Raw genomic sequence first — 13044 nt, 5'->3', positions numbered from 1 at the left:
CTCGGTCATGGACGTTCATACCCTTCGTCGGCTTTATCGGGCTGGCCACGGAACCGGTGCCAGAGTCGTCGCCCGGCCAGGAACAGCAGAAGTGCACCAGCGCACGCCGTAATTATCGCCAAAGCTTGACCGTACGCATTCGACCGCACCGTGACGGACGTCTGTTCGCCCAGGCTCTGGCCGCTTTCCGTGGCGAGTGAGAAGTCGACCACCATGGTGCGGGAGTCGGCGATCTCGGCGGGAACCTGCAGCGACCGGCTCCCCCGCGGCGGCAACTGCTGCGGCCCGATGTCGGTGATGTGCATCTCGGCGGGGGCGTCGACCCGCAGTTGCACGGTGATAGCGACGGGCAGTTCGTTGCGGGCCACCAGCAGCAGCGGGCTCTGCTCCGATGCCAGCGTGTACACGCCGCCCGGCGCCAGGATCGTCACCGACGCGTACATCCCGTCGATCGTGGTGGCGACCGCGTCGACCCGCTGTTGCGCGACCGTGTCGGCCGCGACGTCGGCACCGTTCTGTTCGCTGCGCCCGGCCAGCGTCATGGCACGCAGCAGGTCCTCGCGCAGCGGGGCGAGGAACCGGGTCGGCGTCAGCGCCGCCTGCGGATCGTCGACGAGGGCGTCCATCAGTTCGTCGATCCGCGGTGCCTGCGCACCCACTCCCTTCTCGACCGACTGGGGTGTCCCCTCGACGATCGCCTGCTCCGGATACGCCAGGGACGAGGGGTCCGGGGACGTCGGCGGCTGCTCGGCGACCCGCGCCAGCGGCTTGGGGGTGGCCAGACCCGAGCGCAGCAACGTCGACGCCGTCGACAGGACGGCGGCGGCCTCGTCGCCGTCCGCCGACCACAGCTGCGGCGGCACGATCAGCATCGGCCGGTCGGGTGGTTGGTTCACTCGCCGGGCGGAACCCTCGGTGGATCCCGCCGACTGCAGAGCCGTCCACGACATCGCACCCAGCGCGTCCTGCAGGCGGGCGGTGCGCGAATCGCCGTCCACGTTGTAGCGCGCGCGGTCCGGCACGTACGACGGTGTCTGTGGGTCCGCGCCGACCGCCGCGAGGGCCGCGCCGGTGGAGACGTCGAACAGTCCGGCGGTGACGGCGTCCGCTCCCCCGCCGGCCACGACGACCTTGCTGCCCGCCGTGGCCGACGACTCGACGGCGTTGGCGGCCAGCAGCGTCGTCGTCGGTCCGATCCCGTGCAGCAGCTGCGCGGACGCGTCGTCGAGGACGCCGGAGTCGGGCCAGGTGACGTTCCGTAGCGAGGTGACGCCGAGGATCGAGTCGACGATGTCGGCGGGCGCCCGCAGCGCGCTGTCGGTGAGCGAGGTCTCGTCGACGCGGCTCAGCGCCGACAGGTCCACCTGGCCGAACGGCACCGATGTGATGCACATCGTGCGGGCGAGTTCCTTCAGTCGGTCGAGCCACGCGGCGGCGGCGGCCGATCCGGTCCCCTCGCGGGCGGGCCCGTTCGGCACGGCCGGATCGTCGACGACGAGATAGCCCTGCGTCATGTTGCTGACCGTGATCAGCAGATCCGGGTCGACGGCCAAGCACAGGCTGTCGGTGAGGCGGCGGTCCCGGTCGACGTCCGGCCCGGTCGCGTACTCGGCGGCGGCGAGGAGCTGGTCGAGGCGGCCGCCCGAGGACAGGGAGCCGGCGAGCTCGTCGTCGACGAGCCGGACCTTCTCGGTGACCGATCCCGGAACCCCGGCCGCGAGCCTGGGCCGATCTGCGAGCGGCCACAGCATCGTCAGCGCCACGGGAGCGGACGTGTCGGGCGGCACCGGCGCGGTGGGCGAGTTCTCGGTGACCTGGGGTGTGGTCTCCGGGGCGCTACCGGCGGCCCGCGGCAGCCCGAGCACCGGGAGCAGGAAACGGGCGTCGTCGAGTCGGGCCTGGCCGCCGTACTCGGGGGTGCCGTTCACGTTCACCAGGAGCGGGTAGACCCCGGGCTCGGTGACGTCGAGCGACGAGCCGGTGAGCGAGCGCAGCGGCAGGGACAGCACGAACTGCTTGCGCTCACCCTCGGCCAGTTCGGAGGCAACCTGCACGAAGGGGCCCACGACGTCGAACTCGCCCTGATCCATGTCGAGTGAGGTGCGCAGTTCCTCACTCGAATCGACGCGGGGCGCCCGCTGCAACCGCACGCCGACGTCGGTCACCGGGCGGTCGCCGATGTTCGCGACGGTGCCCGTGACGGTGACGACGGGATCGGACGTCGTGGTGACGGTCGACGGGGCGACGTCGTCGATGTGCAGTTCGAGGAACTTGGGCTGGCTGCGTGCCTTCGTGGTCTGCGTGCGGTCCGGGATCGGCGCGGCGTCGGCGCGGGCGGGCGAGCCCGCCGGCAGCGGCTGCGCGGTCGCCACACCGACTGCGGCGGTTCCGGTGACGGCGCCGATCAGTATCAGGACGAGCGCCAGCACCGTGTGGATCGCGGCACCGGGTCGTCTCCGTGCGGGACGCGATGCCAGGGTCATTCGGCGTCGGTCTCCCTCACCGGGGAGGCGCCCATCTCGGCGATGAGCTGGCCGGCGATCTCGGCGAGCTTGCGTTCGTCCGCGTAGGCGAGCCGGGAATCCAGCTCCGACAGCGGCACCCACGCGACCTCGGTGACCTCGATGTCGGCGTCGGACAGCTCACCGCCGAGGGACCGCATCAGATAGTGGTGCACGGTCTTGTGGACCCGCCGGCCCTCGGTGACGAACCAGTAGTCGATGCTGCCGAGGGAGGCGACGACGGAGCCGCGGATGCCGGTCTCCTCGGCGACCTCGCGCATCGCGGTCTGCTCGGCGGTCTCGCCCTGCTCGATGTGCCCCTTGGGCAGCGACCACAGCAGACGCCCGCGCCGGTCGGTGCGGCCGATGAGGGCGGCGCACAGTTTGTCCTCGGGCCCGCCGAGGCCGTCGACGACCAGTCCGCCGGCGGAGGTTTCGCGGACGGTCCGCAGGTGCGGGGTCTTGGATTTGACGGGATCCGCGGTCGTGCCACGACGCCGCGAGGAGCGGCGGTTGCGGTTGGCACGTTCGGCGGCGGACACCTCATCGATCGTAGTTGACCCGGCGCGACCTGCCGGACTCCCACGCCAGAGGCCGGGCCGGACCGCGCGGCGTCCTCGCCGGAGGTGCGTTCGGCGCCCCGGCGACCTCGGTAAGGTTTGCTGACGTGAATGCCCCCACCCCCGATGCCGAGCGGCGTGCCCGACTGCTGAACGGTGCGCATCGAACCCTGAGCAGTCTGTCGGACGTGCTGGACCCGCTCGGTGCGAGGTTCACCGAGGCCGGGCACGAGCTGTACCTGGTGGGTGGCAGTGTGCGCGACGCGGTTCTGGGCCGCCTGGGCACCGACCTCGACTTCACCACCGACGCGCACCCCGAGCAGGTACAGCAGATCCTGCGCGGTTGGGCCGACAACCAGTGGGACACCGGCATCGCGTTCGGCACCATCAGCGCGGCCAAGGGCGCCGACCAGATCGAGATCACGACCTACCGCACCGACACGTACGACGGGGTCACCCGTAACCCGGAGGTGCAGTACGGCACGACGCTCGACGAGGACCTGGTCCGACGCGACTTCACCGTGAACGCGATGGCGGTGCGGGTCGACGGGACCGGCACGTTCGAGTTCGTCGACCCGTTGAACGGTATGGACGCGCTCCTGGCCGGTGTCCTCGACACCCCTGCCGCCCCGGAGATCTCGTTCAACGACGATCCGCTGCGGATGCTGCGGGCGGCCCGCTTCGTCTCGCAGCTCGGCTTCACGCTCGCGCCGCGCGTGCACGAGGCGATCGTCGAGATGTCCGGGCAGATCGAGCGGATCACCGCCGAGCGGGTGCGCACCGAGCTCGACAAGCTGATCCTCGGCGAGTTCCCCATCGACGGTGTGAACGTCATGTGCGAGACGGGGCTCGCGGCCCGAGTGATCCCCGAGATCCCGCAGTTGAAGCTCGAGATCGACGAGCACCACCAGCACAAGGACGTGTACTGGCATTCGCTGACGGTGCTCAAGCAGGCCATCGACCTCGAGGACGGTGACCCGGACCTGGTGCTGCGCTGGGCGGCGTTGCTGCACGACATCGGGAAGCCGGACACCAAGCGCAACGAGCCGGGCGGTGGCGTCAGCTTCCACCACCACGAGGTGGTCGGCGCGAAGATGGTGCGCAAGCGGATGCGGGCGCTCAAGTACTCCAAGCAGATGGTCGACGAGGTGGGCCAGCTGGTGTTCCTGCACCTGCGTTTCCACGGCTACGGCGAGGGCCAGTGGACCGATTCGGCGGTCCGCCGGTACGTCACCGACGCCGGCGATCTGCTTCCCCGCCTGCACAAGCTGGTCCGCGCGGACTGCACCACCCGCAACAAGCGGCGCGCGGCGAAGCTGCAGGCCACGTACGACGACCTGGAGCGACGGATCGCGCGGATCGCTGAGCAGGAGGATCTGGCGCGGGTGCGTCCGGACCTCGACGGCAACGCGATCATGGAGCTGCTCGGGATCCCGGCCGGTCCGCAGGTGGGCAAGGCGTGGAAGTTCCTCAAGGAGCTGCGTCTGGACCGCGGTCCCCTCGAGCGCGACGAGGCCGAGGCCGAACTGCTGAAGTGGTGGGCGGACCAGCCGAAGGGCTGACCGTTCGCATCTGCGGAACGAAATCTTTGAGACCCCCGCAGATGCGGATCTAGACTCCTGTCATGCCTGACATCCGGATACGTGACGCGGCCCAGCTACTCGGTGTCAGCGACGACACCGTCCGACGGTGGATCGACGCGGGAACGATCACCTCGCACAAGGACGACGCCGGCCGCATGGTCGTCGACGGCCGGCAGCTCGCCGAGTTCGCGAGGGCCAACGCGGCGCCGGCGCCGGAGGATCCGCTCGGCGTGGGCAGTTCGGCGCGGAACCGTTTCACCGGCCTGGTGACCCGGGTAGTGGCCGACGGAGTGATGGCGCAGGTAGAGATGCAGTGCGGGCCGTTCTCCGTGGTCTCGCTGATGAGCGCCGAGTCGGCGACCGAGCTGAAGCTCGAGCCCGGCAGCATCGCGGTCGCCGTCGTGAAGGCCACCACGGTGATCGTCGAGACGCCGGCGGTGTCGGCGTGAGGCGCGTGCGGGCGGCCGCGGCGGTGGGAGTGCTGGCGCTGACCGTGCTGCTCACGGGCTGCAGCGGTACCGCCGATTCGGGGACGGAGTCCGATTCCGGTGCCACGATCACGGTGTTCGCCGCGGCGTCGCTGAAGTCGACGTTCACCGAGTTGGGCCGGCTGTTCGAGGCCGAGCACCCGGACACCCGGGTGGTGTTCGACTTCGCGGGCTCGTCGGACCTGTTCACCCGCATCGACCAGGGCGCACCGGCCGACGTGTTCGCGTCCGCGGACACCGCGAACATGACGAAGGCCGTCCGGGCCGGGTTGACCGCGTCGGATCCGGTGAACTTCGCGACCAACACCCTGACGATCGTGGTGCCGCCCGGGAACCCGGGCGGTGTCACGTCGTTCGCCGACCTGGCCCGACCGGGCCTGGACGTCGTGGTGTGCGCGCCGCAGGTGCCGTGCGGCAACGCGACCCAGCGCATCGAGGATCTGACGGGGGTGCGGTTGTCCCCGGTCAGCGAGGAGTCGTCGGTGACCGACGTGCTCGGCAAGGTCGTGACCGGGCAGGCCGACGCCGGACTCGTGTACGTCACCGACGCCGCCGGAGCGGGCGACAAGGTCGAGTCGGTCCCCTTCCCGGAGTCCGCGCGAATCGTGAACACGTATCCGATCGCCGTGCTGCAGAAGTCCGGCGATCCCTACGCTGCAGGTGAGTTCGCGGCCTTCGTGATCGGACCCGACGGTCGGAATGTGCTGTCGGCGGCGGGATTCGGCGCACCGTGACCGTCGCGGCGCGGGTACGGGTCCCGGCCGGGTTGCCGGTATGGATCTACGTGCCCGCGGCCGCCGGCGGCCTGCTGGTGGTGCTGCCGCTCGTCGCGATGCTGGTGGGCGTGGACTGGGCGAACTTCCTGAGTCTGGTCACCTCCGAGTCGTCGGTGGACGCCCTGCTGCTGAGCTTGAAGACGGCGTCGATCAGCACGGTGCTGTGCCTGTTGCTCGGCGTGCCGATGGCGCTCGTGTCGGCACGGTGCGAGTTCCCCGGGTTGGCGGCGCTGCGCGCACTCGTGTTGCTGCCCTTGGTGCTTCCGCCGGTCGTGGGCGGGCTCGCGTTGCTCTACACCTTCGGCAGGCACGGCCTGATCGGGCGGCACCTCGAGGTGGCCGGCATTCAGATCGCGTTCTCGACCACCGCGGTGGTGCTGGCCCAGACGTTCGTGGCGCTGCCGTTCCTGGTGATCAGCCTCGAGGGTGCGCTGCGCACCGCGGGCCGCCGCTACGAGGCCGTCGCCGCCACTCTCGGCGCCCGCCCCACGACGGTGCTGCGCCGCGTCACGATCCCGCTGGTGCTGCCCGGACTGATCTCGGGTGCGGTCCTCTCGTTCGCCCGCGCTCTCGGCGAGTTCGGCGCCACCCTGACATTCGCCGGGAGCCTGCAGGGTGTGACGCGGACGCTGCCGCTGGAGATCTACCTGCAGCGGGAGACCGACCCGGAGGCGGCGGTGGCGCTGTCGCTGGTGCTGGTGGTGGTGGCGGTCGTGATCGTGCTGGGCACGCGGACCCGCCGCATGGTGGGGGCGCTGTGAGCGGCCTGCAGTTGCGGGCCCGGGTGGCGGCTCGCGGCGTGGATGTCGCGCTCGAGGTGGCGCCCGGCGAGGTGGTCGCGCTCCTCGGGCCCAACGGCGCCGGCAAGTCGACACTCCTCGACGTCGCCGCTGGGCTGCTGCGCCCCGATGAGGGCCGCGTCGTGCTCGACGATCGGGTGCTCACCGACCTCTCGAAAGGCGTTGTGGTTCCGTCACATCAGCGCTCCGTCGCGATGCTCGCGCAGGAGGCGCTGCTGTTCCCGCACCTGACCGTGCGCGAGAACGTCGCGTTCGCGCCGCGTAGTGCCGGCGCCGGCCGCCGGGAGGCGTACGCCGTCGCGGACCGGTGGCTCGGCGAGGTGGACGCGACCGAACTCGCCGGCCGGCGGCCCCGGCAACTGTCGGGCGGGCAGGCGCAACGGGTCGCGATCGCGCGGGCGCTCGCGGCCGGACCGCGGTTGCTCCTGCTCGACGAGCCGATGGCGGCTCTCGATGTCGGTGTGGGGCCCGCCGTGCGGGCGCTGCTGCGGCGGGTCCTGCGCACCGGCGACCGCACCGCGATCGTGGTCACCCACGATGTGCTGGACGCTCTTTCGCTCGCCGACCGGGTTGTCGTGCTGGACGCCGGCCGGATCGTCGAGGAGGGGCCGGTGGAGCAGGTCCTGGCCCGCCCGCGCAGCGCGTTCGCGGCCCGGATCGCGGGTATCAACCTGATGGCGGGCAAGGTGCGTGACGGGTTCCTCGACACCGTCGCCGGAGCCGTGTACGGGATCGCGGAGGAAGGCTGCACGGACGGCGAATCCGCGGTCGCGGTGTTCAGCCCCACTGCCGTGGCGGTACACCGCGTACACCCGGAAGGCAGCCCGCGCAACGTCTTCCGGGTGCGAATCGCGGAGATCGAGGGTCTCGGACGGCACGGTCACGCGATCCGGGTCCGCGCCGTCGATCATTCCGACGGCACCGCCGGACCGGTCGCCGACGTCACCGCCGCTGCTGTCGCCCAGCTCGACCTGGCCCCCGGGGACGACGTGTGGTTCGCCGTCAAGGCCACCGAGGTCGCGGTCTACCCGACTTCGGCCCGCATGAGATAGACGTTGTAGCTGTCCCACTCGGACATGGTGAAGTACAGCGCGTCCGGAGTGGACCAGGGATGCATGAAACCCCCGTACAACCCGGGGTACTCGGCGGCGTCCGCGAGCGTGGCACCGTCGGACCAGACGCCCTGGGGACTGGCCGAGCGGCGCAGGACGATCCGGCCGGCCGCCGGATCGAGATAGCTCATGAGCCAGTGCTTCTCGGTGGCGTCGTAGCGCACGGACAACTCGCTCGCCGCACCGGCGACGAGCGGTGTCGCGAGGTGTTCGATCACCGGCACCCAGGACCCGGACACCCAGTACTGGTAGGCGCTCGGGTTGAGCAGCTTGTCGACCGGGACCCGCGCGAGGCCGACGGCGCCCATGCGCCCGTTGGGGGTACCGAACATGTACACGTGGTCGCCCTGCGGGACCATCGCTGTCACCTGGAAGCGTCCGATTCCGAAGATGTTGTCCCACTTGGCATGCTGATCCTCGGTCCAGGTGCGTCCGCCGTCGTCGGAGTAGGCGATGCCACCGTAGTTCGTGTACCACATGCCGGGGACGACGCTCCACCGTCGCACCGACATGTAGGAGAGGTACTGACGGTCGCCGATCGCGAAACCGGACGTCGGGATCGTGGTGGTCTCCCAATTGGGAATGTGTCGGGAGGCGATGATCTCGGCGGCATGACAGCGGCGGTCCTGCACCATCGAGTCGATCGTGAGGCCGTCGGCGAGGTCCGTGTCGGTGCTGTGCCCGAGCACGTTGCTGCGCCAGTCCTGCCCGTTCGCACCCGGCGGGGCCCAGTCGAGCCCGAAGGTGTCGCCGAAGACGACGGAGACCTCGCCGGGACGGCTCTCCCAGGTGATACCGAGGTCGGTGCCGCTCACCTGCCAGCGTTTGTCGGTGCGGTTCTCGGAGCCGGGGCCCGTCACCTGCGAGACCAGTTCGACGTTGCGCACGTGCGGGGCGCCGATCGGTGCGGTGGGCGGTCCGGGCTCGATGGTGCCGACGTCGAGCGGCGGTGCCGGCTGCGGTTCGGGCCCCGGGTCGTCGCCCGGTATCGGGATCGGAATCGTCTCCGGTCTGGGCTGGATCTCGATCCGCGGCAACGAGAACGAACCGGACCCGGAGCCCGATCCGGGTGATGGCCCGGCATCGGGTGGGGGCGTCTGGTCGACGGGATCGGCGAGATCCGGGCACGGATCGGTGCACGGGTCGGCGGGCAGTGGGTCCTGCGGTACCCGCGTCTGATCGGGAACAGGGTCGGGCAGCGGCACCGGGACCAGTCGGGGGTACGGCAGCGGCACGTCGACGAAGGGCGGATCCGTCGGCGCCGGCTGCGGGTCGCGCGCGGACGGGTCGAAGCCCTGCTCGCCGCACGCGTTCGTGAAGGCCGCCGGGCCGGGAGTCTGGGCTGCGGCGGGTGCCGAGGCGAGCGCCAGTCCGGTGGCGGTGGCGGCGAGTAGCGACGTCAGAGTCCGTGGCACGACCATCAGTTCCGTCCGGCAGCGGTGTGCGCCGAACCTAACATCGGCGGGTCCCTCACCCGCGGCGCAACGATGACGACCGTGACGGAACCGTGTCGCGGCGTGGTGCGTCGAACAAGGGTATGGACGGACTCGAGTACTGGTTCGGCACGGGGGACGGGGCGACGACCACATGGACTTCGCCCGCGGATCTGGACATCGATGCGGACGGTGGGCTCGACGCGGTACGCCTCGACTTCGACGGCGACGGTCTCGTCGACGACGCGATGTGGGACAGCGACGGTGACGGGAGTGCCGACCACGCGGTCCTCGACGTCGGCGCTCCCGAGGCCCGCTACTTCGTCGATCCGGCCCGAAACGGGCTGTGGGCACGGCAAATTCCGCAGCCGGAGCCGTCCGGTCCGCCGCAGGGGTGGGGGCGCGTCGACTTCGACGGCGACGGCGAGCGGGACGACGCGAGCGTCGACGCCGACGGTGACGGCACCCCCGACTACGTCCTCGTCGCGACGCGGGATTCGTCCCGGTACGACACATTGTTCGTCGCGGAGGAGGAGCCGGAACGGATATCGATGCGGCTGAGCGACAGCGACGGAGACGGACGGTTGGACACGGCGCGGCGGGAAGGCATCTAGCCGGTGAGCGGAGTCCGGCGCGAGTTCAGCCCGATACCGAGCAGGCTCAGGGCGTACACGCCACCGGCGGCGAGGACCAGACCGAGGGAACGCCCGTCGGTGGGGACGACGGTGGCGGCTGCGGCGATGGCCAGGCAGAACGCGACGTTGAAGACGGTGTCCTGCAGCGCGAACACCTGGCCGCGGCGGTCGTCGTCGATTTCGATCTGCATCGCGGCGTCGCCGGTGAGCTTGACGGTCTGGCCGGCGAATCCGAGGAGGAAGGCGCCGGCGAGCAGCCACACCTGCGACAGCGTCGCGATCATCGTGACCTGCACGACGAGGGCGAACGCGATCGCGACGGTGACGGTCCGGGGGCGGCCGAGGCGCGGGATCAGCCACGGGGTGACGAGCGCGGCGAACAACAGGCCGGCGGCCGTGGCGGCCACCGCCACACCGAATCCGGCGAGGCCTCCCGGCAGCGCTCCGCCGGCGGCCGGGTCCCGCAGGATCAACACGAACAGCAGGGTATTGACGCCGAAAGCGATGCGGTGCGCCCCGATTCCGAGCATTGCGGTGGTGACGCCGGGAGCCTGCCACACCGCGGTCGCGCCGACGCGCAGGCCCTCGAGGATCGCGAGTGCGGTGCCCCGGGTGTCGGCGACGGTGTCGGTGGGGCCCAGGGCGTGCCGGGCGAATCCGCGGGCTGCGGTCACCGCGATCACCGAGCCCACGGCGCCGACCGCGACGGCGGTTCCGGACCCGACGTCGCCCTCGCCCACCAAGCCGATCACCGCCACCGCGGTGCCCGCGCCCAGCGCCGAGAACACCGAACCGGCCGTCGCGAGCACCGAATTGGTTGGCACCAGCCAGCTCTGACGCACCACGTGCGGCAGTGACGCGGAGATACCGGCGAGGACGAACCGGCTGACGCCGATCGCGGCGAGCGCCAACAGCAGCAGTGGCGTCTCTCCCGCTCCCGCGATCAGGGCCGCCGCGATCACCAGAATGAGAAGGCCGCGCAGGGCATTCGCCCACAGCAGCACGGCACGGCGGTCCCAGCGGTCGAGCAGCGCGCCCGCGAACGGGCCGATCACCGAGTAGGGCAGCAGCAGGACCGCGAAGCCGGCCGCGATCGCGAGCGGTTCGGTCTCCCTTTCCGGGTTGAACAGGATCGCTCCGCCGAGCGCGGCCTGGAACAGCCCGTCCCCGTACTGGCTGGCGAACCGGACGGCGGTGAGCCGGGCCAGGCCGGGTGAGTGGCGCAGAGTCGTGGCGGCGGCCGCCCACGATCCCCGAATCGAACTCCATCTGCGCACACGGTGACCCTATCGGGCGGCTCGTGCGGTCAATTCGTTCCGCCACCACCGCACCGTGGCGGCCGCGGCGTCGCCGAGCGGGGTCGGTGCGAGCCCCAGCAATTGCTCGCTGCGCGTCGAGTCCATCACGAACGGTGACTCGAACTGGTACAGCGTCTCGGCCAGTTCCCGGGTAGGACGATGCGCGACGCCGACGGCCCGCAGCAGCCACCCGGGCAGCGTTCCCACCCGCGGCTCCGGAACCGCGGCCGCGTCCGCGAACGCCGCCACCATCTCGCGTTGCGTGACGGCCGGCGCCGTGGGCGCGTGCAGCACCGAGTTCCACAACTGCCGATCGTGCGCCGCCGCGATCATCGCCGCCGCCAGATCCGGCACGTACGTGAACGAGTGCGGGACGTCGGCGCGGCCCATCACCCGGATGGTCTTCCCGTCGAGCACCGACGGCACCATCCGCTCCCCCGCATGGGCGGTCAGCACGTGCGGACCGAAGAAGTCGGACGCGACGACGCTCACGGTCGGCACGGGATGCGCGGCGCGGGCGGCGAGCAGGCGGGTGCGGACCCCCAGCTTGCCGGTGGTCGCGTCGCGTGGGCCGGCCTCGGTCATGGGCCCGTCCGGGCGGCCGTACGCGTACAGGCTCTCCGGGAACACCACCACGGCGCCGACGCGCTGCGCGGCGTCCATCACCACCTGCTCGGCCGCGGGCAACTCCCGCTCCCACGCGCGGGCGTCGTACGCGGAGCCGTGGATGCAGTGGAAGACGGCGGTGGCGCCGTCGAGCGCCGGGGCGAGCGCGGCGGGATCGGAGACGTCGACGCGGAGCCGCTGGATCCGCGGATGGTCCGGCCCGCTGCCCGAGCGGGTGAGCACGCGGACGTCGTAGCCGACGTCGGCGAGTTGCTCTGCGACCGTCCAGCCGACGGGTCCGGCTCCGGTCACTACCTGCAGATTCGACATGACGTGCTCGCTTTCTCGAGTGAGGTTTGGGAAACGAGAGCACTGCTCTCTGTTCTCACCATGCGCCTCGCCGACCGCGCTGTCAAGAGCGGTGCTCTCTTTTGTTGACAGTGCTCTCGTTATTCCGGCAGGGTGGTGCCATGACCGTCACCCCGCGCGAACGAGCCCGCGAGCAGACGCTCGCCGAGATCACCCGGATCGGCCGCGAGCACCTCGCCACGCACGGCGCGGCGGGGTTGTCGCTGCGGGCCGTCGCCCGAGATCTCGGGGTGGTGTCGTCGGCGGTGTACCGGTACGTCGCCAGCCGCGACGAACTGTTGACCCTGTTGGTGATCGACGCCTACACCGAGCTCGGTGCGGAGGTGGATGCGGCCGTCGGCGCGCTCCCGGTCGACGACCACCGCGGCCGGCTGCACGCGCTCGCTCGCGCGGTCCGCGCCTGGGCCCTGCGTGAGCCGGCGCGGTACGCGCTGCTGTTCGGCAGCCCCGTGCCCGGCTATCACGCCCCCGCGGAGCGCACCACGGGACCGGGCACGCGGGTGATCGTCGCGCTGGTGGGGCTCATCGAGGACGCGCAGCGGATGGGGGCGCTGACGGTGCCGGACGAGGCGGTCGACCCGGTGCTGTCCGCCGACCTCGACCGGATCCGCGCGGAGATGGAATTGACGGTGTCCGATGCTCTGCTCGCCCGCGGGGTCCTGGTCTGGGCTGCGCTGTTCGGCGCGGTGAACTTCGAGGTGTTCGGACAGTACGGCGCCGACACGTTCACGGATCCGGCCGCGCTCTTCGAGCACCATCTGGCGGTCCTGGACCAGATCCTCGGGCTGAGTTGAGGCCGGGCGGAGTGGCCGACGACACGTCGACCACATACCCCTAGGGGTATAAAGTCTGGGGTGGAGAAAGGATCCCCCCAGGGGGTCTG

General features: G+C 71.1%; 12 protein-coding genes. 7 read left to right on the top strand and 5 right to left on the bottom strand.

Translation table 11 applies throughout. The annotated features are described in order from the left end of the window. Positions 1–5: 5 nt before the first annotated feature. Together C7H75_RS24255 and C7H75_RS24250 are read right to left on the bottom strand one after the other, a co-directional pair. Positions 6–2483, bottom strand: a complete 2478-nt coding sequence (locus C7H75_RS24255; RefSeq protein WP_081183813.1) for a glycoprotein — start codon at positions 2481–2483, stop codon at positions 6–8. Continuing rightward, complete coding sequence (locus C7H75_RS24250) at positions 2480–3043, bottom strand: NUDIX hydrolase (RefSeq protein ID WP_005516657.1); 564 nt, start codon at positions 3041–3043, stop codon at positions 2480–2482. Before C7H75_RS24250 ends, C7H75_RS24255 begins: the two co-directional genes overlap by 4 nt. A 125-nt stretch (positions 3044–3168) precedes the next feature. On the opposite strand from C7H75_RS24250, the gene C7H75_RS24245 reads away from it, so the two are divergent. The 5 genes from C7H75_RS24245 (at position 3169) to C7H75_RS24225 (ending at position 7760) form a co-directional block, all read left to right on the top strand. Further along, positions 3169–4623, top strand: coding sequence for a CCA tRNA nucleotidyltransferase (locus C7H75_RS24245; protein ID WP_005516659.1), 1455 nt, complete (start codon positions 3169–3171; stop codon positions 4621–4623). 62 nt (positions 4624–4685) lie between these two features. Then, positions 4686–5093 carry a TOBE domain-containing protein gene (locus tag C7H75_RS24240; RefSeq protein ID WP_081121852.1) on the top strand — a complete coding sequence of 136 codons (408 nt, stop codon included), beginning with the start codon at positions 4686–4688 and terminating at the stop codon, positions 5091–5093. Positions 5094–5098: 5 nt separating this feature from the next. Further along, complete coding sequence (modA, locus tag C7H75_RS24235; RefSeq protein WP_081183815.1) at positions 5099–5866, top strand: molybdate ABC transporter substrate-binding protein; 768 nt, start codon at positions 5099–5101, stop codon at positions 5864–5866. After that, positions 5863–6669 (top strand): ABC transporter permease, encoded by an 807-nt coding sequence (locus C7H75_RS24230; RefSeq protein ID WP_013417684.1) that lies wholly within the window; start codon positions 5863–5865, stop codon positions 6667–6669. Before modA ends, C7H75_RS24230 begins: the two co-directional genes overlap by 4 nt. Then, positions 6666–7760 carry a sulfate/molybdate ABC transporter ATP-binding protein gene (locus C7H75_RS24225; RefSeq protein ID WP_064079024.1) on the top strand — a complete coding sequence of 365 codons (1095 nt, stop codon included), beginning with the start codon at positions 6666–6668 and terminating at the stop codon, positions 7758–7760. Before C7H75_RS24230 ends, C7H75_RS24225 begins: the two co-directional genes overlap by 4 nt. Here C7H75_RS24225 and C7H75_RS24220 read toward each other — a convergent pair. Beyond that, positions 7733–9241 carry a glycoside hydrolase family 183 protein gene (locus C7H75_RS24220; protein WP_064079023.1) on the bottom strand — a complete coding sequence of 503 codons (1509 nt, stop codon included), beginning with the start codon at positions 9239–9241 and terminating at the stop codon, positions 7733–7735. The two genes, C7H75_RS24225 and C7H75_RS24220, sit on opposite strands and share 28 nt — an antisense overlap. Positions 9242–9357: 116 nt before the next feature. On the opposite strand from C7H75_RS24220, the gene C7H75_RS24215 reads away from it, so the two are divergent. Further along, positions 9358–9867: a hypothetical protein gene (locus C7H75_RS24215; protein WP_064079022.1), complete on the top strand. Its 510-nt coding sequence runs from the start codon at positions 9358–9360 to the stop codon at positions 9865–9867. Here the strand turns inward: C7H75_RS24215 and C7H75_RS24210 are convergent. Next, the gene (locus tag C7H75_RS24210; RefSeq protein ID WP_064079021.1) at positions 9864–11165 is read right to left on the bottom strand and encodes an MFS transporter; all 1302 of its coding nucleotides are present in this window, start codon (positions 11163–11165) and stop codon (positions 9864–9866) included. The genes C7H75_RS24215 and C7H75_RS24210 overlap by 4 nt on opposite strands. A 9-nt stretch (positions 11166–11174) precedes the next feature. Then, entirely contained in the window at positions 11175–12122 is a 948-nt protein-coding gene (locus tag C7H75_RS24205; RefSeq protein ID WP_081187728.1) for an NAD-dependent epimerase/dehydratase family protein, read from the bottom strand. A gap of 140 nt (positions 12123–12262) precedes the next feature. Here C7H75_RS24205 and C7H75_RS24200 point away from each other — a divergent pair, with 140 nt between their 5' ends. Continuing rightward, positions 12263–12955, top strand: a complete 693-nt coding sequence (locus tag C7H75_RS24200; protein ID WP_081187727.1) for a TetR/AcrR family transcriptional regulator — start codon at positions 12263–12265, stop codon at positions 12953–12955. Positions 12956–13044 lie beyond the last annotated feature (89 nt).

The sequence above is a fragment of the Rhodococcus (subgen. Prescottella) equi genome (assembly GCF_003013675.1).
Classification (GTDB): Bacteria; Actinomycetota; Actinomycetes; order Mycobacteriales; family Mycobacteriaceae; genus Prescottella; species Prescottella equi.
Note: the sequence above shows the minus strand (reverse complement) of the source record. Positions and strands in the feature narration are given on the sequence as shown.